The sequence below is a fragment of the Pseudomonas sp. BNK-44-b genome (genome assembly GCF_047456245.1).
Classification (GTDB): domain Bacteria; phylum Pseudomonadota; class Gammaproteobacteria; order Pseudomonadales; family Pseudomonadaceae; genus Aquipseudomonas; species Aquipseudomonas machongensis.
In genome coordinates this window covers 3,132,414-3,153,733 of the sequence record NZ_CP179908.1, presented here as the reverse complement: position 1 = coordinate 3,153,733, position 21,320 = coordinate 3,132,414, and the positions used below count along the sequence as shown (strand labels likewise).

Below are 21,320 nucleotides of genomic sequence, written 5' to 3'. Positions count from 1 at the left end.
TCACTTTACTCGGGAAAAATCAGGGGTCCAGGCTGGCGATGGCGGCGGAGCTGCAGCGACCGGCACAGTGTCGATCACCAGACCGCTGAGCTTCTGGCGGGCGTACAGGCGACCAACGAGGGGGCGGCCGCCGCGGCTCTCGACGAAATGCCAGCCTTTTTCTTTCAACCAGCGGCGCTGCCACGCCCGGGGTTTGTAGCCGGTGATCACCACCAGCTCTTCGTCCGAAAGGATCTCGGTTTCCATGGGATGGTCTCCACGCCGCCGGTGGCGGCAGTACGGTAATCAGGCCAGCAGCACTTCGCGCACGACTTCCCAGAGTCGCGCTGCGGGCCATTGATAGCGGTCGAAGTCTGTGTCGGGCTGCACGCCGTAGCGGCAGGTGGAGTGGGCGCCGGCTGGGTATTCGCCGCGCTTCTGCATGATGGTGGCCACTCGGCCGTCACCGCCCGGCTCGGTCCGGTGGTACTCGTAGGCCCTGGTGGTGTACACATCGCCCGCGGCAATGGTGCAGGTCGAGTGGTGCACCATGTTGGCCCTGCCGTCTGGGGTCCACGGTCTACCGCCGCCAGCCTGCCGCGCGCCTTCGTGCAGATAGAGAACGAATTCACCGTCATCCAGGCGGCGCATGTCGTAGCAGTGGTTGATCTGTTTCCCGACCAAGATCCGCGATACGAAGTTGAAGCGATGGTCGTGGATTGCCGAGTGCTCGAAACAGCTGCGGCGGGGCAGCTCGGGGTGCCAAACATGCAGGCGCTGGTCGCCCTGCAACTGGACCTGTACGAAGCCCAGGCCGTGGAGCGTGATCTTGTTTGTCATTACGTCGTCTATGATCATACGAACTCTCGGTTTGATTATTAAGGACAGGGCATGGAAGTTAGCGGTGACTTTTCAAGGGTCGTAGATTTTCTGAGTAAGTTGGCAGGTTGCTCAGTTCTATTTCTAGGGTTCGCTTTCTGTGCAGGATATTTTTACAGCTCAGCTTACTTAAAGGTGTTTGATTCTGAGTGGTTCTTAAGTGGATTTACTTTTGTTGAGCTAGTAATTAGAGGTGTCTGGAATGCAGTCTATGGTTCAATTGGTCTGGTAACGTTGCTTGTGATTGTCCAGAGTCCTAGCGTAAGTGAGCGGAACTTACTCTGGTTGATGAGGATAGTTTGCTATCCCTTTTACATTTTTGTGGTGGCCTCTTCCGTATACTACAAGTTTGACAGTGATTGGATTGGCGCTCTCTCACAAAATCCTTGGGCTCGTGGGTGGTTGATGTCTACGCTGGTTTGTCAGGCGGCAAGTTATTTACACCCTGAATCACTTCAGCATGTGCTGTTTAAGGTATTTTCGATAGTTACCCTGTTTCTTCTTGCCTACTGGGTGGTTGTCGAGATGCCGAAAGTATCTGCGCGTGAATATGCAGATAAGTTGCAAGGCGAAAGCGGTAAAGGCATGCTGAAGGTCTATAAAATTGGTTCGACAGAGGTGTATCGCCTAGTTGATGCGGCAAACGGAAAGTTACTTTTGCAGGGCGATGATAAATCGTTATTGGTCGTGGACCCAGCAAACGACTGGCGTATCTCTCGTTGAGGTTGTTCCGAGCGTCTATCAAGCAAATGGTGTTAGCTGTTGATGTATCAGCTCCTTCGGCACTCGGACGGTATCGCCGAGCTTGGCGGCGACGATGGCGCGGCAGGCGGCAACCAGGTGCGTCGAGCCGTCCGCATCGCCCGGCAGATCATCCAGGCCGGTGACAGCAAAGAAATAGTCCGAGTAGAGGCCGAAGCCGACGCGGTATTTCTCGATCAGCTTCCCGCCAAGCCCCCAGTCTTCCCACGGGTTGAAGCGTTTGGTGCGCTCTGTCGCATGGCCCTGGTACCGAGCGAACACTCGCCACGGGTTGCCGTACTGCGGTGGCTCAAGGATCAGGTCTAGGCCTTCTGCCTTGCCCACAGCCCAGCCCAGTGCCTCACCGGCCAGGTCTGCAGTCTTCACTTCGATCAGGCCGGTCATGGCTGAACCTGCACCGGGTAGGGCGGCTGAGTTGAGATGGACAACGAGCCGATCAGCGGAAGCCGAACCCAGGCGCCGAAGTGACCATGGCCGACCCGGTACCGGGTGCCGACCGCCATGGATGGCCCGAAGGCAGGAAGGCACAGCACTTTCTTTGGCTTGCGCCACCAGACCGCCCAGCGCCAGTAACCGCACTTCAGCGCCCAGCTCAAGATCACGGCCTGGTCTTTCGCGCCGTAGCACCAATTCAGACCGACAAAGAGTCTTCCGATTTTCACAGCTGATACCTATCATCAATCCAGCGCCCAGGCGCCATAGCGGGTGTAGGTTCGGGTTGGGTTTCGTGCGGGGAGAGCTGGCGCTCGTTGTTTGTATGGAAATGCTTGAGACATAGCTTCGCCTCGCCGCCATTCGGCGGAACGGTTAGGATTGATGGAAAGAAGGCAGACCACGAAGGTCTACCAGGCAGAAGCCTTGGAAAGGCTCAAACCTTGTTGTGCATCGTGGGGGGCAGGACCATGCCGGAACGTGAAAGCAGGTACCGCGCATACAAGTTGCTTCGCGAACTCGATTCGCTTACTTCATCGACAATGAATCAGGTGGCATATGGCCGTCTTGGCGGCCCGAGCTGGCAGGCCATGTGCGAGGCGCATCGGGCTGCCTTCAATCAATGGATTGAATTTGCGGAGTCACTTTCGAACGGAAGCGAAGCAATCGAAGGTTACGAATAGTCGCCCTCAATAACTTATACAAAAAATTAGTTTTGTATAATTATCTACGCCGACTGTCGATCAGTTATTGTTTTCGATAAAGGACACTTGAAGTTTATGTCGCGTGCCTTACTTTGAACTCCCTATGGATTTGATATCTAGATTGAAGGAGGGTGGCATGCGAGTTCGTGGAAATGTGTTCTGGGATTGGGCAGATCCAGCGCTTCACCACCGTACTCATGACGAAACACTCGACGACGGAACATTTATTGATGTCCAGGTGAGGCTTTCACGCACAGGTCAAACACAAATGTTCATCGGCGTCTATGCGCCTCAAGGCATGGCGGTGCATGAGGAGGCGTTTGACTCCCGTCCTGGCGAGTCGATGACCCGTGCTATGGCCTGGGGGGTCGGGCGGGCGCGCCGGATTGCTACGGAAGGCTTGTCTGCCGTCACATCCAAAGCGTCTGCTGGGTAAGGTGTCGTCACTCTGGGGCTGGATCAGGCTCTGAAATTGAGCCAGCCCCTACAGCCTGCCATATCGCGGCAGTGAATAGAGGGGAGAGGGGTTACAGCTGGATGGAGTACAAATGTGCTCTTTGGCCGACTACATCTCGACCCAGCCTTCGAAGAACTCGCATGGCGTGCGCAGGTGGTCCGAACTGTCGACCAAGATCCCGCTTTCGAGCGCCTGTTTTGCGGCCTGCATATTGGCTTTGGCGCGCTCGACTGCGGCCTGGGCAAAGCTCAGGTGGACTTCCTTGCGCCTGATATACGAGCGCAGCGCCTGCCTCTGGTCGATGTAGGCATAGCGCTTGCCTTCCTGGCTCTTCAGTACGCGACGGCGGTACCGCTTGACCCAGTGCTGATCCCAGCTGTGCGGGGAATCAACCTGGTGCTCGTGCCGATCTTCGATGATGTAGAAGCAGACCTCTGTTTCGGCGTAGGCCACGTAGCGCTGGCAATAGACGGACACCTCACCGTACACGCCAGACTCCCACCCATACCGATAGAGAAACGGGCGCTCGCCCTTTGGGATCGGTTTGAATTTGCTCATGGCTTGACCTCCGCCACCGGTTCACTGGGCTCCGCGCTGGCGGATAGGGCGACACGCTGGGCGCGTATCTTGCGCTTGAGCGGTGTGCCGATATCGCGCTGATATGCTTCTTCTAGCAATGCATCCTGTACTCGAAGCTCCGCACGCAGCTGCTCGACCTCAGCGCTATCGAGCATCGGGCCCAGCCCAACAATCGGCAGCCCAGTCTCTGCCGCATCCCTCTCTGCCTCGTCTTTGGTCCACCAGAAGGCAGTACCAACCATCCAGGCTATGGGGTCTGGGTGGGGCTGCGGGGCTGGCTGGGCTAGCAGGTCGTAGATCTCCCACTTTGCAGCACTGTCGTTCGGCAGGTGCGCCAGGGTGAGGCCGATCAAGTCACGCGACAAGCTGAGCATCTCGGTGTTGCTGGATCGGTTTTCTGTGGGCATGGGCTTGTAATCCAAATGCAGCTATTATTGTTCGCCGTCGTTCTACGGGGCGTTGACTCGAGCAGAATTAAGAGGTTAGGACTGGAGATGGAATGGAAAGCTATCTTTATCAGTGGGTGATCGATCTATCGGTGTTATGTTCGATCGGTGGGTTAGTGTGGACCGCCGTTGTTTGGTGGGAAACACGTAAAATTAGAAAAGAATTTTTAATCAGAATCAGACTTCCTGATCTGGTTAAAGAACTGCGTGTAGAGGTTAAATCTCTTCTGGCAGCTGTGACTGAGTGGCAAAGTGGCGGAGATCACTCTAAAACAAGCTCCGCTATAGCATCGTTGAAAGGTATACTGCTTAGCCTAAGGCTGAAGATATCAAGTGAAGACTTGAAGCAGGTTGAAGTGGTTATTGCACTGATTGAGGGTCGAGAAATTTTCCATAGTGATCCTGAATCTGATCCCTCAAAGCAGCATGCTTGGAAATTGTCTAATGAAGCCAATACATTGGTTTCTCTTCTTGGGCAGCGTGAAAAAGATATTAGGTGGGCATAACGTGAGTTCTGATGATCAGATTGAAAGACTTTTGATGCAGCTTGTCAGAGAGACATCTATGGGTAGCGTTCGTTGGGAGCTAACAGAGCCTCACTATTTTCTTAATCACGCCACCGAGGATATGGTGGTTACTAATTTTGGTGCTACTTACAATGGTCTTGATGTCAGCGTTTATGAGGCTAGATATAAATACTGGAGGGATGAAGATGAGTATTTCTGGAGTTCAGAAATACGATTCTCGGTGGTAAAGTTTGGCACGTTAGTTGCTGATTATCGTAAGCCATCTGCGGCGATGCATCAGCTTTTTGAAATGGCGAGATCGCAAGTTATGGATTTTGACTCGCTCTTCAAGGGTTCCTTTTTTTAATGCATAACACTCGCGCGTCGTTTAGCTTAGGGGCAGGAGCGGAGTCACTCGCAAAGTCCGTAGGCTGATGAACATTTGTTGTGGCTGTCCGCGCGCGCGATTAGGTCGACCATGTCGAACTGGCGCCCGCCGCGCGAAGTGTTGGCCCAGTCGACCATGCGGTCGATTCCGTGGGTTTCGGCACTGACCTTGTCATCGGACCGGACGGTGGGGTCGGTGACAGTGGCGAAGAACGTTGCCGCGCCTCTCTTGCTGGCGATGCTCACCAGGCGCTCCCATTCGCGCACCCTGGCCACTTCCTCGGGCCACCTGGTTGCGATCTCGCGCAGCTCATCCTTCGCGCACATGATGCAAGGCATGCAGCCGACGCGATTGCAGCCTTGCATGTACAGAGGATTTGGCTTGATGCCTGCGGCCCGGTGCGCCTCGAACACCGCATCCACCGTCCATTTCAGGATGGGGCGGTAGTTGAACAGGCCGCCGCCGACCTCGTCGCACTCCGGCAGGTATCGCCGGTTCAGTGACTCGTCAGCTCGCACGCCCTGCCAAGACAGCACCAGGTTCTCGCCGGTCATCAGCGGCATGAACACGTCTTCAATGATCGGGTTGCGCTTCAGCTCATCAGTGCAGAAGCGCGCCTTGGTACTGGGGAAACGGCCTTTCCAGAGGCACATGTCGAGGAAAGGGTTGCCGGTGGGGTGAAGCACCTCCAGGGCGGCCAGCACCACCGCCTCGGGCACTCCCTTCTCGCGCCACTTCGTTTCGATGAACTTGCGCTTGCCGGCGATCTGTCGAGCAAAGTCGGTCTTTACCCAGCGGATCGGCACTCCAACGGCCTCAGCCAGGTAGTGAACGTAGTCATAGGTAGCCGGGTGTTCGTGCCCAGTGTCCGCGAAAACAGCACTGAGGTTTGGCACCTCGAGTTCACGGGCGACCAGCAGAGTGGCCGTGCTATCTTTACCGCCGCTCATGCTGACGATGTTGTATTCGGCCATCTTGTGTCCTTGCGCGCTGGCGCTGCCCTAGCGAGGGCAGCGCGTCAGAAATGGTGATCAAGCTGCGATGGGCAGCTAAAAGTGAGTGACTAAAGGAGGAAATGTGGAAGCGCTGAGAGCAGAGTTTGCGAGGGCAATCGAGGAGGCTATCCAGGAGTGCTACCGGATCAACTACACCCCGACTGTATGGGAAAGGATGAATAGACGTTATGGACCAGTTGAAGCAGCCATCAGGCTTGTGACCTCCGGAGATTTCCAAACCGGCCTTACGCGATTGCTCGGAGAAAATCGCCCCGAGCTTACGGTTGAGTCTCACGTGTTGCAGCCGCGTTTCGCGGAGCTATTCAGTATCCAGATGCGTGAACTAGCTCAGTGGCGTTTAGATAACGCGCCCCGATAGTTCGAGCGAACGCCGCCGTCGCCGGGGAGGCGTTATCGTTGAATAGGGGAAGGCTCTGGCGGGCAGCGCCGGAGAATCAGGGGCAGTTGTTCGCGCCGCAGTTCCGGCAGTTGTTGAGGAATCGGCCGTCCCAGCTGATGAAGCGCCCGCAGCCGCAGCAATTGAGCATTGGTTGGCGGCGCTTGGCGACCTTGGGCGGCCTGGGCATCTTTACGCCGGCCACGCGCAGGGCCAGCTTATGGTCGACGTTCTGGCGGTGTACCAGGCGCCGGCGGATCTCCTCGATGTAGGCTGCTGGCCAGAATACTCGGGAGCCCTGTGCGGCATGATTAGCATACGTGAACTGGGCGTTTTCCAGATCCATGCAGATCGCTTGCTGCAGGTTCTCGGTTACCTTGCCGCGCTGCTCGCTGACCCAGTAGACATCGTTCCCGCTCCAGTCGCCTGGCACGTGCACGTAGACGCGGGCGCCGGCATGTAGCCCCGCAATGCGTCTGTCATCTTCCATCAGCTGACAGTCGACGCCGAAGTGCGCCCTGGCGTCGATGTACTCCTTCGGCCAAGGGATATCGGTGTCACGGTGGCGGCATGCCTCCTCGAAGGTGAACAGCTCGGCCTGGTCCAGGTTGGTCACGTAGCCGCGGCCTTCCTTGGCCCAGAACATCATTCCGTCGCCGACATGACTGCGGCTGTCCTGTAGGTAGAACTGGCTCATGGCTTTCTCCATGCATGCGCCGCCCTCCGTGCTGGTGGCGGCATGGTGGCAATTTGGTTTGGGATGGGGTATTACGGGTGACCGGCATGGAGCCGGGTCAAGGAGATGCTGTGAGCACGACCCGAGTATTCGAATACGCCCATAAGATGACCGACGCGATGATCGTTTTGCGCGACGCAGGCCATACAGTCCCCGCGCTCATGTTGACCTATGCAGCGATCGATCAGATGGGGTGGCTTGCGGCTCCGCAAGAGCGAACCACGAATGTCGACTTTAAAAAATGGGTCAACACGTACATGCTCGCTAACAACCCTATGAACGTGACGGCCGATGAGCTGTGGGAGGCCCGTAATGCAATCATTCACACCGGTACTGCCGAGTCGTCTGCGAATCAGCGTGATACGAGCATCCGAAAGGTTTTCTATACCGTTGGCGGGGTTGAAAACACCGTCAATAACGACCCAACGGTAGTTTTTGTAAACGCTGGTGATTTTTTCGGGCGTTTTCTAAACGCGGTCATGTGGTTCATGAGCGCTATGGATGCTGATGCAGCGTTGCTGGCCAATGCCTTGGCGAAACTTGACCGCATGCTTGTCGAGCGAGGCTTGGACAAGGCCTAAGCTCAAGACGGATAGCAGATTTCATCGCCAGGATCCTGTTGAATCATCAGCATACTCTTCCGGTCGAAGGCCAGGGCCAGGCGGGGTGAGATGCTGATTTCGTGCCGCGGCGGGGTTAGAAACTTCGCCGCGTGCAGCCTGCCAAGGGCGTGGATGCCGTAGATCAGCGCCTCGATCATCTGGCTGGCCGAGGCGTCTGCCCAGCCGCAGATCGCCCGCAGGTGTTGGCCCGTTCGCTTCCTGGCTGACAGCCGTAGCGGCTCGGTCCGCGCCACGGTGCGGTGAGCTTCGATTTCGTGGCGCGCGATCCTGAACAGCGCGTGATGTCCGAGCGCCTCGACGTGATGAATCATCAGCGTCATCGCCTCGCCCTGTTCCTCGATCCCGGCCCAATCCATAAGCTCCAGCAGGGCCTGTTTAGTCCCTGGTCGAACCTTCAAGCGCAGGTCTTCTTCCTGTAGGCGCTCGGCCTTCTCGCGCCGGCGCCTGTCGCGCCCCGCCTGGTCCATTGCCATGGTCATTACCTCCCAAGCCGCTGGGCGGCAGATTGATGTGTTGCTGGCGCCGGCCGTGCCGGACGCGGGCGGTGATGCGTTTCATGCTGCCTTCTGCTGATTCCAGGCGCCGACAGCGGCAAAGATCTTGGCTGCCTCTGCTTCGTCGAGCGTTGTGTCGGTGGGGATGGCGATCCAGCCGGATGCCACCAGGTGGTTTGGATTCGCGGTGGCGCGCAACTCGGTGTAGGTGGCTTCGATCACATCGGTGAGGTGATCGGCTCGGTAGTTGCCTTGGGGCGCGACCTCAACCGATTTGTGGTAGCGCTCGCCGAACTCGGTCCGGCAAAGCACGCTGAGGTAGATGGTCCAGCGGTGAGGGATGTCGCAGACGGCGTCGACGACCTGGCGCACGCGGATCTGCTTGAGGTTCCTCCAGTTGATCAGCACCTGCTGGCCGCTGGGGTCGATGTTGACCACGGCCGCATGATTGGCGGAAACCAGTGCCCGACAGGTTCGCTCCAGGCGCGCCCGCATGTTGTGGGGTTTGCGCTTGCTCATTGCCGCGTGCCTGTCTTGCTTGCCGCCCCGGCCTCGCAGGCATCGACAAAGCGCATCGCCGCTTTGTAGCTGTAGGCGAAACCTTGCACGGCGCCGGTGGCGATCTCAACCACATCCCAGGTGCCGCCATGACCAGATGCCTGGTAGCGCGGACTCCCTTGGGCGACCTTGGCGAGAGCTTCTTCGCGTACCACTTGGCTGCGCTCGAGCAGAGCCGCGAGCAGGGCGCGTTTCTCCGCGAAAGCGGGGTGCATTGCTGTCTGCATGGGATTTTCCTCGTGGGAATCAGGCGTGGTAGTCGAATGACTCGGCTTTGCGGAGAATGCGGACCTGGGCGATCCGGCGTTCGAGTACTCGTCGATCGCGGCGCATGGGGTCGCTGTCGCCAATGGCGGCGTGAGTGGCGACCAGTGCGGCGAGCAGGAAGCACATCGGGCTGATGATGTTGCGGCGCATGGCCTCGGCGACCAGGGCGGCCCGGCGCGGCACATCAAGCTTGAACATCGCGGCGGCGATGCGCTTCTCGACGCCACCCTCGCTGATGCCGAAGTGTCGGGCGATTTGCTTGGAAGTCATGCCCTGCGCAACGTCGAGAACGCATTCCAGCTCCCGAGGCGCGAGTCCGCGCCCAAGGTGGCCCATCCAAGAGCCGCTTGTGATCGTGTCCATTGAGGTTCTCTGTGGATTACGCTGGCTTGAAGCGGCGGTGAGCGACCCGAAGGCACGCTCGAAGGGTTGCGGGGTAATCGAAACTTTGGCCGAGGCGCTCCCAGCGCTCAACCATTGCGCGCACCAGGCGGTGGGCGTAGGTCATGACGTTCATCTTGTGCCCCCTGGGCGGTTGATTTCCCGTCTGGCCCTCAACATCGAAGGCCAGCCAGTGAAATCCGGTGAGCATCAGCTGCTGATTTCTGCGAGCAGCAGGCCGATGGGCAGGCCACCAACCACAGCAAACAGAAACAGAAAGGCCAACGCTCCGTTGGTGAATCTCGGCATTTCAGGATCTCCTTAAGCCTCGATCCGCTACTGGCGTCGATCGTGGCTCGTTATCAGGTTGTTGACTCCGACCGCGGACCTTCCCGCCGGATGACTGATCTCGGTGCTTTACCCTGCACACCCGGGGCAGTTGCCACCCCTCTGGACTGTTGAGGCCTGTCCATCGCTGCCTTTGCTGCGGCCGGTGTCGATCCGGCATGGGCTTAATATCACGCAACGTGTTTATTTATGTCAACACGTAATGTGATTATTTTTCCAAAAGGCGATAAAAAGCCCGGCACATGGCCGGGCTTCAGGAAAGGCGGGTAGGGGTTACCAGAGGACGGAGGACCAGAAGACCTTGCCTAAGATGATGATTTCTTTGTCGAGCATCTCTTCTGCGCTGTACTCCTCGTCGGGATGCTCATCCCGGTTGAAGCTGCGCATGCGGATCCCGCCGCCGGGAAGCCGGTACAGCGTTTTGACGCGAAGCTGACCACCGTGATTGATGGCGTACATTTTACCGTCGATGACGCTGGTGGCACCCTGGTCCACGCCTACGGTACTGCCATCAGGCAGAACTGGCTCCATGCTGTTTCCGCCGACAGTGACGCAGACAGCCTCGCTTGGCTGAACGTTCTGCCTGCGCAGCGTGATCTTTCCAAACCGCAGTTTGCGAGTATGAGATTGCTCTACAACTGTGCGGCCCTGGCCTGCCGAAAGCTCAACCTCTTTCAGGTATGGCACATAGACCTCGTCCTCATCCAGTGGCGTGTCGTCATCCCAGACGTCAATCGGCCCAAGGAGGACCGCATTCGGCTCAACTCGGCTGGGGTTTGGCTCGGGCGTGGTTGGCTTGTAGTCGAGGATGATTTCCGATTCATCAACGCCGAGCGCCTTCGCTATCAAGCGCAAGTCGGCCAGCGATGGCTCCCGACTGTCCGCTTCGTAGTTGCCAACTCGCGACTGTGATTTCCAGCCGCACGCAGATGCCAGCGCAGCCTGGGAGAGCCCTGCGGCTTTGCGGTGGCGTTTGATTCGTTGTCCGAGGGTTTCTTTCATGGTCGCGATTTTAATCACGTTATGAAATGTCGTGCTTTCACTATTTGTGATTGCCATTAACACAATGCGTGTTTATCCTGAGCTCAAGTCAACGAGGAACCCCTATGAACAATATTCGCAAGATCCGAGAGGGGGCGGAGATCAGTCAGGCCAACCTTCGGCGAGCTCTCAACTGGAACCAGTCAAGGCTCGCCAACTACGAAGCTGATCGCAGGAGCCCAGGACTTGAAGAGGCCCGGAAGATCGTGTCGGCGCTTAACTCGCTTGGCGCCTCTTGCGATCTGGATGACGTCTTCCCGCCAGTGCCCTGCGACAAGTCGGCAGCCTGACGCAATGAAGTATGCGCTACCCGGCCTTGCGCCAGTAGTGAACTGAACCAGCTGTGAATTTAACCAGTAGGAGAGAGCAGATGAAGGATCTTGACCGTGTGGATGCGCAGAAGTGTGCGGTCGCTGCAGTAGGAATTAAGACCCAGCGGTTGAGTGGCGGCCGCCAGGTCATGGTGGGTTTTATTTCTGCTCTGGGCTCAGGCGAGAGGCAATCAGATCAATCGTTTGATTGTACAGGTGACGATCTACATCGGCAGTTGCCAAGGACTTCAGCTCATTCAGATCGCGCCTGATGGATTCTCTATCGACGCCAGGGACTTGGTCTACGGCACTGACCACTGTGAGAAGGCCGTTCAGCGTTGCGGTGATCTGCGTGCTCACAATCTTGGCCAGTACCTCGACCTTAGCGTCCGCGTCTGGTTGCAACTGAAGAATTTCCATTAGCGAGTTTGCTTGTTGCATGTCCGGTCTCCTTGGACCTTGTTGTGTGGAAGCAAAAAGCTACCACGGATGCACCGGACACCCATAACGCCCGAATTGCGGGCATAAAAAAACCGCCTGGCAGGGCGGCTTTCTCTACAACATTTCAACGGGTTTAAGCATGACAAACATCGTCCAATTTGACAAGTCCAGGGGGTTCACCCGGATGGACAACCAGCTCATGGATGGCCTGTTGGCTATCGATCTCCCGGCCAGGGAGATGAAGATTGTGCTGTACGTGGCCAAGGCCACCATCAACTTCGGCGCGGGCGCCCAGCGCATCCCGGCGACCGACATCGCAAAGGCCATCAACGCCCACCCTGATTCCGTATCCAAGGCGATATCCAGTCTGCTGCGCCGTCGTGTGTTGTTCCGCGAGGGTGGTGCCCGGGGTGACATCGGCGTGAATGACCCGAAAGACTGGGTCTACGTCACTGAGCCGAAACAGACCAAATCAGCCGAGTCGGCTCAAGTGGTCCGAATCGGAGAAGAGCCGAAACAGACCAAAACCGCCGACTCCCTTCTTTATTCTAAGAATCTAACCCCCTATGTATTTCTTCCTTCGGAAGAAAATACATGCCCCCCCAACGATGAGCAGCCGACTCCGGCCAAGGCTGACCGCAAGGCGCCTTTCGGGAAGGCCGCCATGCTGGCCGACAACCCGCACGGCCTGGATGAGTCACTGATCGCTGACTACCTGACTGTCCGCAAGGCCGCAAAAGCCCCGGTGACTGCCCGGATCTGGTCCGGCCTGAATGCCAAGCTGGAGCAGTGCAAGGCATTCGGCATTCAGCCTGGCCAGGCCCTGGAGGTCGCCGTCGAGAACGGATGGCGCGGATTCGAGGTGGACTGGGTGACCAAGCGTCTCGCCGCCCAGCTGCCTGCTAACCCCAATAGCCGCCACCACGGCTTCAGTGACCGCGACTACACCGGCGGCCTGACCGAGCGCGAGGACGGTACCTATGCGATCTGAATCGGTGATCACCATGTCCGAGGTGCGAAACGCTGCCGGCTTCCGCGTCCAGCCTGCTCACTGCGAGCACCACGGCGACTTCGAACAGCGCGTGACCATGCTGATGGGCCGCGAAATCGTTGGCCGATGCCCTGAGTGCGAGAAGGCCGCCATTGCTGAGCGAGAGGCGAAGCAGCAGGCCGAGGAAACCCGCCTGAAGCGCGAGGCCATGACCCGCAAGCTGGGTTCGGCGCTGATCCCGAAGCGCTTCGCCGAGCGCACCCTGGCCAACTACCGCGTCGAGCACGAAGGCCAGCGCAAGGCCCTGGCCTACTGCACGCGCTACGTGGCCGCGTTCGAGGAGATCGAGCGTACCGGGCGTTGCCTGATGCTGCTGGGCAATGTCGGTACCGGCAAGACCCACCTGGGGGCTGGTATGGCCAACGAGCTGATGCGCAACACGTCGGCGACGGCCGTGTATCGCACGGTGGGCGCGATCCTGCAGTCCATCCGCGCCACTTACGACCGTCACAGCGAACAGTCCGAGGCCGACATCCTGTCCAGCCTTATCGAGCCCTCGCTGCTGGTGCTGGACGAGGTCGGCGCGACTAAGGAACAGCCGAGTGAATTCGAGCTGACCACCCTGTTTTCGATCATCAACGGGCGCTATGAGCAGATGCGCCCCACGGTGGTGATTTCCAACCTCGACCGGGACCAGCTGCGCCATGCCATGGGCGAACGCTGCTACGACCGCCTGCGCGAGGGCGGAGGGGTGATTGTGCTCTTCGAGTGGGAATCGCACCGCGGCAAGGAGGAGCTCTGACAATGCGACAAACCAAGTTGACCAAGGCTGCTCGCGGCAGGGAGTGCCAAGTGCGCATTCCGGGCGTGTGCAACGGCAATCCAGAGACCACCGTCCTTGCTCACTACCGCCTGGCCGGCACCTGCGGCGTGGGCAAGAAGCCGCACGACCTGCAGGGGGCATGGGCTTGCAGCGCCTGCCACGATGCCTGCGATGGCCGAAGCCGGGCCATTGATCGCGAGATCGCCCGTCAGTACCACGCCGAGGGCGTGATGCGCACCCAGTCGATTTTGCTGGCCGAGTCCGTGGTGGTCGCATGAGTGGCTCTGTCCTTCGCCCGTTCAAGGCCAAGCCGACCCGCGCAAAGCCCGTCGACAGGGAAGGGCAGGAGCAGGCCGCGCTCATGCAGGAACTGCAACTGCGCTACCCGCAGGCCTACAAGCTGATCTACCACGTCCCGAACGGTGGGCACCGGCACAAGTTGGTCGCCGCAAAGCTGAAGGGGCAGGGCGTGAAGGCTGGTGTTCCCGACCTGGTGCTACCAATGGCTCGTGGCGGCTATTTCGGCCTGTACATCGAATTTAAGGCCAAGCCTCCCTTCGATGCTGAGGTTTCGCCCAGCCAGGATGCGTACATCCAGGCGCTGACCGCCCAAGGATACTTGGCGATCGTCTGCCGGGGCAGTATCGATGCCGTCGAGGCGATCCGCGCCTACCTGCTCCAGCCTGCGACGGTGGCCGCATGAGCGCAACACGCGAAGTGAAGTTCAGCGAGGCTGAGGTGCGCCGCCAGGCCGCCGACGTGTCCGTGCGCGATCTGCGCGACCCGCGTCACCCTGGCCTATACCTGCGCTTCTGGAGCAACCGCGAGCGCGCCACCTGGCACCTGGTGCGCGGCAAGAAATGGGTGCCGGTCGCCCGCTGGCCAGAGCTGAACGTCGCCACGGTGCTGACTGAGCTGCCCGCACTGCGTCAGCGCCTGCTGCGCGACCCGGCCACCGGTCTGGTTGTGTCGAGTATGGCCACCGTGGGTCAGCTGCTGGACTGGTACGGCGACCGGATGGCTCGTGACCGCTCGCTGTCGGTGAAGCGCAAGGCCGGCGCCCGCTCGGCCATTGCTCAGCACCTGAAGCCGCGCCTGGATGACATGGTGCTTACCGACGTGACTGCCGACACGCTGGACAAGCAGCTGATGTGGCCAGCGCAGGCCGATGTGTCGTTGTCCTACCTGCGCCAGATGTTCGCGCTGCTGCTGACGGCGTTCAAGCAGGCGAAGCGCCTGGGTCTGATCGAGTCTGATCCTATGGCGGGCCTGCGCTTCAGCGACTTCACCAAGGCCAAGATCCTGCCGAAGTCGGCCCGTCTGCGAGCGGTGCACCTGGCTGATGTGATGCAGCAGCTGTGGCAGACCTTCGACGAGACTCCCGCCAAGGCCATGCTGGCGCTGATGATGCTCGCGCACGGTACTCGCATTGGCGAGACCCGAAAGGCCCGCTGGAGCGAGGTCTCGGTCACGGCTGGCGAGTGGTTCATCCCGGCAGCGAATGCCAAGACCCGCACTGAGCATCGCTTGCCGCTGACAGCCCAGATCTGCGCGCTTCTGAGCCGGTACCGGGCAATCCAGCAAGCCGACGGGTACGACGGCGTGTACCTGTTCCCAAGTCGTCGCGGCGGGTGCCTGAGCGAGAGCCAAGCCAGCGCTGTATTCACCTACCTGGGACGGGGCGAGTGGACCAGCCACGATCTGCGGAAAGTCTCTCGCAGCACCTGGACCGACCTCGGCATCGACGGGCACATCGGCGAAATGCTGCTGAACCACTCGCTGGGCAAGATCGCCAGCACCTACATCCACACCCAAGCGATGCAGCAGCGCAGGGCAGCCCTGGAGAAGTGGCACGCCTGGTTAGACGGCATCGGCTTTGGTGCCATTCACGGCCTTACAGAGGCCTTATCCGAAATCCCACAGATTCAGGCGCGGGCGGCAGGGGGCAAGGCCTCTAGTGCCTATCCCGAATTTGTTACTAGCGAGGATTCGAAATGAAAAATAACAGTGAGCTCATCGATCGGGCATCGGCCATCTGCAACCACCTTTCCTACAGCGCCGACACTTCAAATGGCAGTCCTAAGGAGGTGATTCGCGAGCTGTGCCATCGCCTTGGGAGCCGGACAGTCACCATCAAGAAGGTGCACCTGGGCTACACCATGACCAATGTCTACGGCCGTATGCGCTACCTGACCAAGCTAGAGGCGTTCATGTGGCGCCTGTTCAGTTGGCCGCCGCGTGGCTTCGAAGTGTTGGGCGAGGCAGCAGAGTGGTGAAGCAACACGGCCCGGCGCTGCGCAAGGAACGGGTCGCCCTGACCAGGTGCCCCGATTGCCAGGGGAGAGCGGTGGTCAAGGGCGTGTTCTATGACCTGCCCTGCGGTCGCTGCAACGCATCAGGCTGGTTGTCGGCGGTCACCGGCGAGCCGCTGCCGCTGGAAGAACTTGTGACGCAGTTGGGGCTGCGTGTGCGCGAGCTGGAACAGCAGGCTGATCGCCAGCGGCCACTGCGCACCGAAGGCCCATCTGCGCAGTACGAAACGAACAACCGCCGCGGCGCCGGCGGAACCAACTACACCGGGGATTGAGGGGAAGGACATGAGCCATTTGGAAAGAAGTGCTGAGGAACTGCTCGAGCATTGGGGTAGGTGGGTTGTGCTGGGGTCGGGCGTGTCGTGCTGCGCATCGCGTGAGAACACGGTCCTGGACCCAATCATCACCGACGACGAGGCGCTGTTTGTTGATCGCCTGGTGGGTCGGTTGTTGCAGCGCTACGCCGAGTGCGGCGCCGTGATCATGAAGTACTACACCTCGCGGGACACTTCCTTGCGTGATGTGGGCAAGAAGCTTGGCTTCGGCGAGGAGAAGACGCGGCAGTTGTGGAAGGCTGGCGTGGCTTGGGTTGATGGTGCGTTGGATGTTCGGCGTGAAGCCGCTTGACATCCCCGGTCCTCACCCGTATCTTTCGTGTTACTTTGCGGTAGGTGCGCGAGAGCAAACTCGGCATCACCGACATCCACCATAAGCCTCGGCATCTGCCGGGGCTTTTTCGTTTCTGCTCCCAGCAAAGGGAGGGATAGAGATGCCAAACATGCCTGAGAAAGATCCTGGCCTGTGGGCCGCCGTGCTCGCCTGGGTGCTGGCTCACCAGCCCCAGCTGTATGCCGCTGGCCTGTCGGTCGCGATCGCTGCTCTTCGAGTGGTGTATGGCGGTGGCACGCGACGGCAGATGATCTTGGAGGGCGCCCTGTGTGGCCTGATCACGCTGGCCCTCGTGCCGCTGCTGGAGTGGATGGGCTTGCCGCAGGGCATGGCCACCTTCGCCGGCGGTGCTGTCGGCTTCATGGGAGTGGAGAAGCTTCGCGGCTACTCCGACCTGTTCCTGTCTCGCAAGGCGCAGGGCTGATGAGTTGCAGTGGATGCGCCGCTCGGCGCGAATGGATCAACAAGTGGATGAGGGTAGCCCGTGAGCGAGCAAGCAATCTCTTTGCTCCAGCAGATTCTGGAGCAGGAACAGAAACAGACCGCTCTGCTGGAGACGATCGCAAGCCAGAACCTGGCCTTGATCGAAGCACTGGCCGACGGTGACGGCGCAGACCCAGACGCGCAGCCATTGACCTACCTGGACGGCTCGCCATGCCGTTGAGGCCGCAGCGTCCGTGTCGAGCCCAGGGATGCAGGGCGCTGCACAGGAACGCCAGCGGCTACTGCGATGCTCACGCCGAGCAGGTGAAGAGCCATGTGCGAGAGAAGCCGCGCGAGAGCTCCACGTCACGGGGATATGGGTACAAGTGGCAGCAGGCTCGCGCTGGATACCTGGCCAAGCATCCGCTGTGTATTCGTTGCCAGGCTCGAGGCCTTGTAGTGGCGGCCACCGATGTTGACCACATCGTGCCGCACAAGGGCGACATGACGGTGTTCTGGGATCGGTCGAACTGGCAGGCCCTGTGTGCCCCGTGCCACTCGGCCAAGACGGCCGGTGAGGACGGTGGGTTCGGCAACGCTCGCCAGAAATGATCAAAAATCGATCAGATTTGCCGTTGGTGAGATTGATTCTCGCGAATGGGGAGGGGGAGGGTCGAAAGTTCAGGCCTTTTCGTTTCTAGACCGCGCCCCCAGTCTTTTTTTTACACCCGCGAAATATAAAGTTTAGTGGAGGCGCCGATGCCAGGGGTTGCCGGGCGCTCCGGCCGTCGCCCAAAACCCACGGCCCAGAAGGTGCTGGCCGGAAATCCCGGCAAGCGCAAGCTGAACACGGACGAGCCGGACTTCGCTCTGGTGACCAACGTCGATGCGCCGGATTGGTTGTGCGAACACGCCACTCGGGTTTGGCAAATGCTGGTGCCGGAGCTGCTCCGCGCCAAGGTGCTCGCGCTCACTGACATGCACAACGTCGAGGCTTTCTGCACGGCCTACGGTAACTGGCGACTGGCTCAAGAGTCGGTGCGCGCCCACGGCATCGTGGTCGCGGGAGCCACCGGCGGCCCGGTGAAAAACCCGGCGCTTACAGCGGCGAACGAAGCGATGCGCCAGATGGTCACCTTCGGTTCGATGCTGGGGCTCGATCCCGCGAGCCGCACGCGCATCATCGGCGGCAACAAGCAGAAGACAACGAACCCATTCGCAGGATTGCTCGAGTGACCAATGGCCAGGACCAAGTACACCAACGTCGACAAGGCGATGGCGTGGGCAAGGTCCGTCCTGAAAGGCAAGTTCCCGGCCTGTCGCTACATCCACCAGGCGATCGAGCGTCACTTTGACGACGTAGCCGCCAGTCGCTCCAAGAACTACCCCTACAAGTTCGACCCGGCCAAGGCCGAGAAGAAGCTGCGGTTGATGCAGCTGCTGCCACACACGAAAGGTGAGTGGGCGTTCAAGCGGCAGCTGATCACCCTGGAGCCTTGGCAGCTGTTTGGCCTGGCCTGCACCTTCGGGTGGGTCCGGAAGAAGGGCGGATATCGGCGCTTCCGCGAAAGCTACTGGGAGGTGCCGCGTAAGAACGGTAAGTCGGTGATCGCCGCTGGTGTTGGCATCAGCATGTTCACTGCAGACAACGAGTTCGGCGCCGAGGTCTACTCGGGCGCTACCACCGAGAAGCAGGCGTGGGAGGTGTTCCGCCCGGCGCGGCTGATGATCAGCCGGTCGCCGATGCTGATCGAGGCGGCAGGCATTGAGGTCAACGCCTCGAATCTGAACATACCGTCCAACGGCAGCCGCTTCGAACCGCTGATCGGCAACCCTGGCGACGGTGCATCGCCGTCCTGCGCGATCATCGACGAGTTCCACGAGCACGACAGTGCGGCCCAGTACGACACGATGCTCACCGGCATGGGCGCTCGTCGGCAGCCGCTGATGTTCATCATCACCACCGCCGGAGCAAACATCGAGGGGCCGTGCTACGACAAGCGGCGTCAGGTCATCGAGATGCTCAACGGCACGGTGCCCGACGACGAACTGTTCGGCTACATCTGGACGCTAGACGAAGGTGACGACTGGACCGACCCGAAGAACCTCGCCAAGGCTAACCCCTGTATGGGGGTATCGGTATTCCAAGAGTATCTGGAGAGTCAGCTGGCTCGGGCGATTCGCTCCGCCAGGTTCACCAACACCTTCAAGACCAAGCACCTCAATCTCTGGGTGAGCGCGAAGTCTGGCTTCTTCAACATGGAGAGCTGGAAGGCGTGCGAGGACAAGACGCTCACACTCGAGCAGTTCGAGGGCCAGGAGTGGATCGCCGGCTTTGACTTGGCGCGCAAGCTCGATATGAACTCCAGGGCCAGGCTGTTCTGGCGGGAGATCGACGGCAAGACTCACTACTACAGCGTGGCGCCGGCGTTTTGGGTTCCTGAAGACACGGCCAACGACGTGGACAATAAGCGGATGACCGAGCGCTTCCAGGCCTGGATCAACACCGGGCACTTGACCGCCACGCCTGGCGCCGAGATCGATTACCGGGAAATCCTCGAAGACACCAAGGAAGCCAACAAGCTGGCGCCTATCAGGGAAAGCCCGATTGACCCGCACGGTGCCACCGGCTTGAGCCATGAGCTCGACGACGAAGGTTTCAATCCGATCACGATCACGCAGAACTACACCAACATGTCGGACGCCATGAAGGAACTGGAGGCAGCCATCGAGGCCGGGCGGTTCCATCATGACGGCAACCCGATCATGACCTGGTGTATCGGCAACGTGATTGGCAAGTTCCTGCCGGGCAACGACGACGTAGTGCGCCCGATCAAGCAGGGCGACGACAACAAGATAGACGGCGCGGTCGCGCTGATCATGGCCATCGGGCGAGTGCTGGCGAACGCCGGCGAACCGGACGCAAGCGGCTTCTTTGAAAACCCGATCATGGTGGGACTGTAATGGCACGCGAAAAGAAACCAGGGCGGATCAAGTCTGCTGTGCTGGACTGGCTGGGCGTGCCCATCAGCTTGAAGGATGGCGCATTCTGGCAGGAGTGGTTCGGTACCTCGGCAAGCGGGCAGCACGTAACGGTCGACAAGGCGTTGCAGCTGTCCACCGTCTGGGCCTGCGTACGGCTGCTGTCGGAGTCGGTGTCGACCCTGCCGCTGAAACTGTATCGACGGATGCCCGACGGGTCGCGAGAAACCGCCAAGGATCACCCGCTGTTCCGGCTGCTATGCCGGGTGCCAAACAGTGAAATGACTCCGCAGCGCTTCATGCTGCTGGTGGTGGCGAGCATCTGCCTTCGAGGCAATGCCTTCGTCGAGAAGAAGTTCATTGGCAACCGCTTGGTCGCGCTGGTGCCGCTGCTGCCTCAGTGCATGAAGGTGAAGCGACAGGACAACGGCAGGCTCAAGTACACCTACGTTGAAAACGGTACCGACCGGGACATCCCCGAAAAGAGCCTGATGCACATCCGGGGTTTCGGCCTGGATGGTGTGTGCGGCATGCTTCCCGTGACTACAGGCCGTGACATTTTCGGCTCAGCCATGTCGGCGGAGGAGGCCGCTGCGAAGGTGTTTGCCCAAGGCATGCAGGCCTCCGGCATCCTCAGTAGCGAGACACTCCTGAAGCCAGAGCAGCGTGAACAGCTGAGGGCCAGCCTTGGCGCCTTCATGGGCTCCAAGAACGCCGGCAAGATCATGGTGGCCGAGGCGGGAATGAAGTATCAGGGCATCACGATGAACCCTGAAGCTGCCCAGATGCTGGAATCCCGCTCGTTCAACGTTGAAGAAATCTGCCGCTGGTTCCGCGTTCCGCCGTTCATGGTTGGGCACATGGACAAGCAATCCAGCTGGGCCAGCTCGGTGGAGGCGCAGAACCTGCACTTTCTGACCAACAGCCTGCGACCGCTGCTCGTCAACATTGAGCAGGAAATCACTCGCTGCCTGATCGGCGAGGCTGACGCCGATGAGTTCTTTGCTGAGTTCGCGGTAGAGGGGCTGCTGCGCGCCGACAGCGCGGGCCGTGGCGCCTGGTACAACACAGCCCTGCAGAACGGCTGGATGAGCCGGAACGAAGTGCGGCGCCTCGAGAACCTGGCCCCAATCCCCGGCGGCGACACCTTCACGGTTCAGTCGGCGCTTGTGCCGCTCGATCAACTGGGCAAACAGTCGGCTGGCATGTCGCCGGCGGCCACCGCTTTCATGCTGCGCATCGCCGCCGCCAACCAGAGCGGGGACAAAGGTGCGATCAGTGATGCGTTCGACCTGGCGTCCAAGGCGCTGGAATCTGGAAATCCCGACGGCCCAGTGATGGCCCATGCCCTGATCTCACTGCCACTGCTCAAAGCAGCCTGACCCTGGAGTAACCC

Annotated in this window: 34 protein-coding genes; 20 read left to right on the top strand and 14 right to left on the bottom strand. The window is 59.7% G+C overall.

Going from position 1 to position 21,320, the window contains the following annotated elements; genetic code table 11:
• Both ACMGGG_RS14460 and ACMGGG_RS14455 read right to left on the bottom strand, forming a co-directional pair.
• The gene (locus ACMGGG_RS14460) at window positions 1–246 is read right to left on the bottom strand and encodes a DUF4224 domain-containing protein (RefSeq protein ID WP_063545410.1); all 246 of its coding nucleotides are present in this window, start codon (window positions 244–246) and stop codon (window positions 1–3) included.
• 39 nt (window positions 247–285) lie between these two features.
• Window positions 286–837 carry a hypothetical protein gene (locus ACMGGG_RS14455; protein WP_414155754.1) on the bottom strand — a complete coding sequence of 184 codons (552 nt, stop codon included), beginning with the start codon at window positions 835–837 and terminating at the stop codon, window positions 286–288.
• A gap of 33 nt (window positions 838–870) precedes the next feature.
• Here ACMGGG_RS14455 and ACMGGG_RS14450 point away from each other — a divergent pair, with 33 nt between their 5' ends.
• A complete protein-coding gene (locus ACMGGG_RS14450) occupies window positions 871–1,581 on the top strand; it encodes a hypothetical protein (protein ID WP_414155753.1) in 711 nt (236 codons plus the stop codon).
• An 18-nt stretch (window positions 1,582–1,599) separates the two neighbouring features.
• Here the strand turns inward: ACMGGG_RS14450 and ACMGGG_RS14445 are convergent, their stop codons facing one another.
• Both ACMGGG_RS14445 and ACMGGG_RS14440 read right to left on the bottom strand, forming a co-directional pair.
• Window positions 1,600–2,004 (bottom strand): DUF2591 domain-containing protein, encoded by a 405-nt coding sequence (locus ACMGGG_RS14445; RefSeq protein ID WP_414155752.1) that lies wholly within the window; start codon window positions 2,002–2,004, stop codon window positions 1,600–1,602.
• Window positions 2,001–2,282 carry a hypothetical protein gene (locus tag ACMGGG_RS14440; protein WP_414155751.1) on the bottom strand — a complete coding sequence of 94 codons (282 nt, stop codon included), beginning with the start codon at window positions 2,280–2,282 and terminating at the stop codon, window positions 2,001–2,003. The genes ACMGGG_RS14445 and ACMGGG_RS14440 overlap by 4 nt, the downstream gene beginning before the upstream one ends.
• Before the next feature lie 610 nt (window positions 2,283–2,892).
• On the opposite strand from ACMGGG_RS14440, the gene ACMGGG_RS14435 reads away from it, so the two are divergent.
• Window positions 2,893–3,192: a hypothetical protein gene (locus ACMGGG_RS14435; RefSeq protein WP_414155750.1), complete on the top strand. Its 300-nt coding sequence runs from the start codon at window positions 2,893–2,895 to the stop codon at window positions 3,190–3,192.
• A 129-nt stretch (window positions 3,193–3,321) separates the two neighbouring features.
• On the opposite strand, the gene ACMGGG_RS14430 is transcribed toward ACMGGG_RS14435, so the two are convergent.
• Window positions 3,322–3,771 (bottom strand): hypothetical protein, encoded by a 450-nt coding sequence (locus tag ACMGGG_RS14430; protein WP_414155749.1) that lies wholly within the window; start codon window positions 3,769–3,771, stop codon window positions 3,322–3,324.
• A complete protein-coding gene (locus tag ACMGGG_RS14425) occupies window positions 3,768–4,199 on the bottom strand; it encodes a hypothetical protein (protein WP_414155748.1) in 432 nt (143 codons plus the stop codon). Before ACMGGG_RS14425 ends, ACMGGG_RS14430 begins: the two co-directional genes overlap by 4 nt.
• A 92-nt stretch (window positions 4,200–4,291) precedes the next feature.
• On the opposite strand from ACMGGG_RS14425, the gene ACMGGG_RS14420 reads away from it, so the two are divergent.
• Together ACMGGG_RS14420 and ACMGGG_RS14415 are read left to right on the top strand one after the other, a co-directional pair.
• A complete protein-coding gene (locus ACMGGG_RS14420) occupies window positions 4,292–4,744 on the top strand; it encodes a hypothetical protein (protein WP_414155747.1) in 453 nt (150 codons plus the stop codon).
• Between the two features lies 1 nt (window position 4,745).
• Window positions 4,746–5,111 carry a hypothetical protein gene (locus tag ACMGGG_RS14415; RefSeq protein ID WP_414155746.1) on the top strand — a complete coding sequence of 122 codons (366 nt, stop codon included), beginning with the start codon at window positions 4,746–4,748 and terminating at the stop codon, window positions 5,109–5,111.
• A 44-nt stretch (window positions 5,112–5,155) separates the two neighbouring features.
• Here ACMGGG_RS14415 and ACMGGG_RS14410 read toward each other — a convergent pair whose 3' ends face one another.
• Together ACMGGG_RS14410 and ACMGGG_RS14405 are read right to left on the bottom strand one after the other, a co-directional pair.
• Window positions 5,156–6,106, bottom strand: a complete 951-nt coding sequence (locus ACMGGG_RS14410) for a phosphoadenosine phosphosulfate reductase family protein (protein ID WP_414155745.1) — start codon at window positions 6,104–6,106, stop codon at window positions 5,156–5,158.
• Window positions 6,107–6,582: 476 nt separating this feature from the next.
• Window positions 6,583–7,221: a hypothetical protein gene (locus ACMGGG_RS14405; RefSeq protein ID WP_414155744.1), complete on the bottom strand. Its 639-nt coding sequence runs from the start codon at window positions 7,219–7,221 to the stop codon at window positions 6,583–6,585.
• A 110-nt stretch (window positions 7,222–7,331) separates the two neighbouring features.
• Between ACMGGG_RS14405 and ACMGGG_RS14400 the strand changes: the two genes are divergently transcribed.
• Window positions 7,332–7,841, top strand: coding sequence for a hypothetical protein (locus tag ACMGGG_RS14400; RefSeq protein ID WP_414155743.1), 510 nt, complete (start codon window positions 7,332–7,334; stop codon window positions 7,839–7,841).
• 2 nt (window positions 7,842–7,843) lie between these two features.
• Here the strand turns inward: ACMGGG_RS14400 and ACMGGG_RS14395 are convergent, their stop codons facing one another.
• The 5 genes from ACMGGG_RS14395 to ACMGGG_RS14375 form a co-directional block, all read right to left on the bottom strand.
• Window positions 7,844–8,356 carry a hypothetical protein gene (locus ACMGGG_RS14395; protein ID WP_414155742.1) on the bottom strand — a complete coding sequence of 171 codons (513 nt, stop codon included), beginning with the start codon at window positions 8,354–8,356 and terminating at the stop codon, window positions 7,844–7,846.
• An 81-nt stretch (window positions 8,357–8,437) separates the two neighbouring features.
• The gene (locus ACMGGG_RS14390) at window positions 8,438–8,896 is read right to left on the bottom strand and encodes a hypothetical protein (RefSeq protein WP_414155741.1); all 459 of its coding nucleotides are present in this window, start codon (window positions 8,894–8,896) and stop codon (window positions 8,438–8,440) included.
• Window positions 8,893–9,162 carry a hypothetical protein gene (locus ACMGGG_RS14385; RefSeq protein ID WP_414155740.1) on the bottom strand — a complete coding sequence of 90 codons (270 nt, stop codon included), beginning with the start codon at window positions 9,160–9,162 and terminating at the stop codon, window positions 8,893–8,895. Before ACMGGG_RS14385 ends, ACMGGG_RS14390 begins: the two co-directional genes overlap by 4 nt.
• A 19-nt stretch (window positions 9,163–9,181) precedes the next feature.
• A complete protein-coding gene (locus tag ACMGGG_RS14380) occupies window positions 9,182–9,565 on the bottom strand; it encodes a response regulator transcription factor (protein WP_414155739.1) in 384 nt (127 codons plus the stop codon).
• A 639-nt stretch (window positions 9,566–10,204) separates the two neighbouring features.
• Complete coding sequence (locus ACMGGG_RS14375) at window positions 10,205–10,933, bottom strand: XRE family transcriptional regulator (RefSeq protein WP_414155816.1); 729 nt, start codon at window positions 10,931–10,933, stop codon at window positions 10,205–10,207.
• A 104-nt stretch (window positions 10,934–11,037) separates the two neighbouring features.
• Here ACMGGG_RS14375 and ACMGGG_RS14370 point away from each other — a divergent pair, with 104 nt between their 5' ends.
• Window positions 11,038–11,262: a helix-turn-helix transcriptional regulator gene (locus ACMGGG_RS14370; RefSeq protein WP_414155738.1), complete on the top strand. Its 225-nt coding sequence runs from the start codon at window positions 11,038–11,040 to the stop codon at window positions 11,260–11,262.
• Window positions 11,263–11,442: 180 nt separating this feature from the next.
• On the opposite strand, the gene ACMGGG_RS14365 is transcribed toward ACMGGG_RS14370, so the two are convergent.
• Entirely contained in the window at window positions 11,443–11,724 is a 282-nt protein-coding gene (locus ACMGGG_RS14365) for a hypothetical protein (RefSeq protein ID WP_414155737.1), read from the bottom strand.
• A 139-nt stretch (window positions 11,725–11,863) separates the two neighbouring features.
• Here ACMGGG_RS14365 and ACMGGG_RS14360 point away from each other — a divergent pair, with 139 nt between their 5' ends.
• The 14 genes from ACMGGG_RS14360 (at window position 11,864) to ACMGGG_RS14295 (ending at window position 21,306) form a co-directional block, all read left to right on the top strand.
• Window positions 11,864–12,715, top strand: a complete 852-nt coding sequence (locus ACMGGG_RS14360) for a replication protein (protein WP_414155736.1) — start codon at window positions 11,864–11,866, stop codon at window positions 12,713–12,715.
• Complete coding sequence (locus ACMGGG_RS14355) at window positions 12,705–13,517, top strand: ATP-binding protein (protein WP_414155735.1); 813 nt, start codon at window positions 12,705–12,707, stop codon at window positions 13,515–13,517. The genes ACMGGG_RS14360 and ACMGGG_RS14355 overlap by 11 nt, the downstream gene beginning before the upstream one ends.
• 2 nt (window positions 13,518–13,519) lie before the next feature.
• Window positions 13,520–13,816: a DUF1364 domain-containing protein gene (locus ACMGGG_RS14350; protein ID WP_372822472.1), complete on the top strand. Its 297-nt coding sequence runs from the start codon at window positions 13,520–13,522 to the stop codon at window positions 13,814–13,816.
• Window positions 13,813–14,241, top strand: coding sequence for a VRR-NUC domain-containing protein (locus tag ACMGGG_RS14345; RefSeq protein WP_414155734.1), 429 nt, complete (start codon window positions 13,813–13,815; stop codon window positions 14,239–14,241). Before ACMGGG_RS14350 ends, ACMGGG_RS14345 begins: the two co-directional genes overlap by 4 nt.
• A complete protein-coding gene (locus tag ACMGGG_RS14340) occupies window positions 14,238–15,536 on the top strand; it encodes a tyrosine-type recombinase/integrase (RefSeq protein ID WP_414155733.1) in 1,299 nt (432 codons plus the stop codon). Before ACMGGG_RS14345 ends, ACMGGG_RS14340 begins: the two co-directional genes overlap by 4 nt.
• Window positions 15,533–15,814: a hypothetical protein gene (locus ACMGGG_RS14335; protein WP_414155732.1), complete on the top strand. Its 282-nt coding sequence runs from the start codon at window positions 15,533–15,535 to the stop codon at window positions 15,812–15,814. Before ACMGGG_RS14340 ends, ACMGGG_RS14335 begins: the two co-directional genes overlap by 4 nt.
• Window positions 15,808–16,125, top strand: a complete 318-nt coding sequence (locus ACMGGG_RS14330; protein ID WP_414155731.1) for a hypothetical protein — start codon at window positions 15,808–15,810, stop codon at window positions 16,123–16,125. The genes ACMGGG_RS14335 and ACMGGG_RS14330 overlap by 7 nt, the downstream gene beginning before the upstream one ends.
• A gap of 10 nt (window positions 16,126–16,135) precedes the next feature.
• Entirely contained in the window at window positions 16,136–16,477 is a 342-nt protein-coding gene (locus tag ACMGGG_RS14325) for an antiterminator Q family protein (protein ID WP_054892293.1), read from the top strand.
• A 142-nt stretch (window positions 16,478–16,619) separates the two neighbouring features.
• Window positions 16,620–16,943: a phage holin, lambda family gene (locus tag ACMGGG_RS14320; RefSeq protein WP_054892292.1), complete on the top strand. Its 324-nt coding sequence runs from the start codon at window positions 16,620–16,622 to the stop codon at window positions 16,941–16,943.
• Window positions 16,944–17,003: 60 nt separating this feature from the next.
• A complete protein-coding gene (locus tag ACMGGG_RS14315; RefSeq protein ID WP_414155730.1) occupies window positions 17,004–17,183 on the top strand; it encodes a hypothetical protein in 180 nt (59 codons plus the stop codon).
• Entirely contained in the window at window positions 17,174–17,554 is a 381-nt protein-coding gene (locus ACMGGG_RS14310) for an HNH endonuclease (RefSeq protein ID WP_414155729.1), read from the top strand. Before ACMGGG_RS14315 ends, ACMGGG_RS14310 begins: the two co-directional genes overlap by 10 nt.
• Window positions 17,555–17,701: 147 nt before the next feature.
• On the top strand, window positions 17,702–18,178 hold the full coding sequence (locus ACMGGG_RS14305) for a phage terminase small subunit P27 family (RefSeq protein WP_414155728.1): 477 nt from the start codon (window positions 17,702–17,704) through the stop codon (window positions 18,176–18,178).
• A gap of 3 nt (window positions 18,179–18,181) precedes the next feature.
• On the top strand, window positions 18,182–19,906 hold the full coding sequence (locus ACMGGG_RS14300) for a terminase large subunit (RefSeq protein ID WP_414155727.1): 1,725 nt from the start codon (window positions 18,182–18,184) through the stop codon (window positions 19,904–19,906).
• Entirely contained in the window at window positions 19,906–21,306 is a 1,401-nt protein-coding gene (locus ACMGGG_RS14295) for a phage portal protein (RefSeq protein ID WP_054912139.1), read from the top strand. The genes ACMGGG_RS14300 and ACMGGG_RS14295 overlap by 1 nt, the downstream gene beginning before the upstream one ends.
• Window positions 21,307–21,320 lie beyond the last annotated feature (14 nt).

Excerpts from the sequence above, each read along its gene's own strand:
- ACMGGG_RS14460 (WP_063545410.1), bottom strand. The coding sequence starts at position 246 with ATGGAAACCGAGATCCTTTCGGACGAAGAGCTGGTGGTGATCACCGGC.
- ACMGGG_RS14455 (WP_414155754.1), bottom strand. The coding sequence starts at position 837 with ATGATCATAGACGACGTAATGACAAACAAGATCACGCTCCACGGCCTG.
- ACMGGG_RS14450 (WP_414155753.1), top strand. The coding sequence starts at position 871 with ATGGAAGTTAGCGGTGACTTTTCAAGGGTCGTAGATTTTCTGAGTAAG.
- ACMGGG_RS14445 (WP_414155752.1), bottom strand. The coding sequence starts at position 2,004 with ATGACCGGCCTGATCGAAGTGAAGACTGCAGACCTGGCCGGTGAGGCA.
- ACMGGG_RS14435 (WP_414155750.1), top strand. The coding sequence starts at position 2,893 with ATGCGAGTTCGTGGAAATGTGTTCTGGGATTGGGCAGATCCAGCGCTT.
- ACMGGG_RS14430 (WP_414155749.1), bottom strand. The coding sequence starts at position 3,771 with ATGAGCAAATTCAAACCGATCCCAAAGGGCGAGCGCCCGTTTCTCTAT.
- ACMGGG_RS14425 (WP_414155748.1), bottom strand. The coding sequence starts at position 4,199 with ATGCCCACAGAAAACCGATCCAGCAACACCGAGATGCTCAGCTTGTCG.
- ACMGGG_RS14420 (WP_414155747.1), top strand. The coding sequence starts at position 4,292 with ATGGAAAGCTATCTTTATCAGTGGGTGATCGATCTATCGGTGTTATGT.
- ACMGGG_RS14410 (WP_414155745.1), bottom strand. The coding sequence starts at position 6,106 with ATGGCCGAATACAACATCGTCAGCATGAGCGGCGGTAAAGATAGCACG.
- ACMGGG_RS14405 (WP_414155744.1), bottom strand. The coding sequence starts at position 7,221 with ATGAGCCAGTTCTACCTACAGGACAGCCGCAGTCATGTCGGCGACGGA.
- ACMGGG_RS14395 (WP_414155742.1), bottom strand. The coding sequence starts at position 8,356 with ATGGCAATGGACCAGGCGGGGCGCGACAGGCGCCGGCGCGAGAAGGCC.
- ACMGGG_RS14390 (WP_414155741.1), bottom strand. The coding sequence starts at position 8,896 with ATGAGCAAGCGCAAACCCCACAACATGCGGGCGCGCCTGGAGCGAACC.
- ACMGGG_RS14385 (WP_414155740.1), bottom strand. The coding sequence starts at position 9,162 with ATGCAGACAGCAATGCACCCCGCTTTCGCGGAGAAACGCGCCCTGCTC.
- ACMGGG_RS14380 (WP_414155739.1), bottom strand. The coding sequence starts at position 9,565 with ATGGACACGATCACAAGCGGCTCTTGGATGGGCCACCTTGGGCGCGGA.
- ACMGGG_RS14375 (WP_414155816.1), bottom strand. The coding sequence starts at position 10,933 with ATGAAAGAAACCCTCGGACAACGAATCAAACGCCACCGCAAAGCCGCA.
- ACMGGG_RS14370 (WP_414155738.1), top strand. The coding sequence starts at position 11,038 with ATGAACAATATTCGCAAGATCCGAGAGGGGGCGGAGATCAGTCAGGCC.
- ACMGGG_RS14365 (WP_414155737.1), bottom strand. The coding sequence starts at position 11,724 with ATGCAACAAGCAAACTCGCTAATGGAAATTCTTCAGTTGCAACCAGAC.
- ACMGGG_RS14360 (WP_414155736.1), top strand. The coding sequence starts at position 11,864 with ATGACAAACATCGTCCAATTTGACAAGTCCAGGGGGTTCACCCGGATG.
- ACMGGG_RS14355 (WP_414155735.1), top strand. The coding sequence starts at position 12,705 with ATGCGATCTGAATCGGTGATCACCATGTCCGAGGTGCGAAACGCTGCC.
- ACMGGG_RS14350 (WP_372822472.1), top strand. The coding sequence starts at position 13,520 with ATGCGACAAACCAAGTTGACCAAGGCTGCTCGCGGCAGGGAGTGCCAA.
- ACMGGG_RS14345 (WP_414155734.1), top strand. The coding sequence starts at position 13,813 with ATGAGTGGCTCTGTCCTTCGCCCGTTCAAGGCCAAGCCGACCCGCGCA.
- ACMGGG_RS14340 (WP_414155733.1), top strand. The coding sequence starts at position 14,238 with ATGAGCGCAACACGCGAAGTGAAGTTCAGCGAGGCTGAGGTGCGCCGC.
- ACMGGG_RS14335 (WP_414155732.1), top strand. The coding sequence starts at position 15,533 with ATGAAAAATAACAGTGAGCTCATCGATCGGGCATCGGCCATCTGCAAC.
- ACMGGG_RS14325 (WP_054892293.1), top strand. The coding sequence starts at position 16,136 with ATGAGCCATTTGGAAAGAAGTGCTGAGGAACTGCTCGAGCATTGGGGT.
- ACMGGG_RS14320 (WP_054892292.1), top strand. The coding sequence starts at position 16,620 with ATGCCAAACATGCCTGAGAAAGATCCTGGCCTGTGGGCCGCCGTGCTC.
- ACMGGG_RS14310 (WP_414155729.1), top strand. The coding sequence starts at position 17,174 with ATGCCGTTGAGGCCGCAGCGTCCGTGTCGAGCCCAGGGATGCAGGGCG.
- ACMGGG_RS14305 (WP_414155728.1), top strand. The coding sequence starts at position 17,702 with ATGCCAGGGGTTGCCGGGCGCTCCGGCCGTCGCCCAAAACCCACGGCC.
- ACMGGG_RS14300 (WP_414155727.1), top strand. The coding sequence starts at position 18,182 with ATGGCCAGGACCAAGTACACCAACGTCGACAAGGCGATGGCGTGGGCA.
- ACMGGG_RS14295 (WP_054912139.1), top strand. The coding sequence starts at position 19,906 with ATGGCACGCGAAAAGAAACCAGGGCGGATCAAGTCTGCTGTGCTGGAC.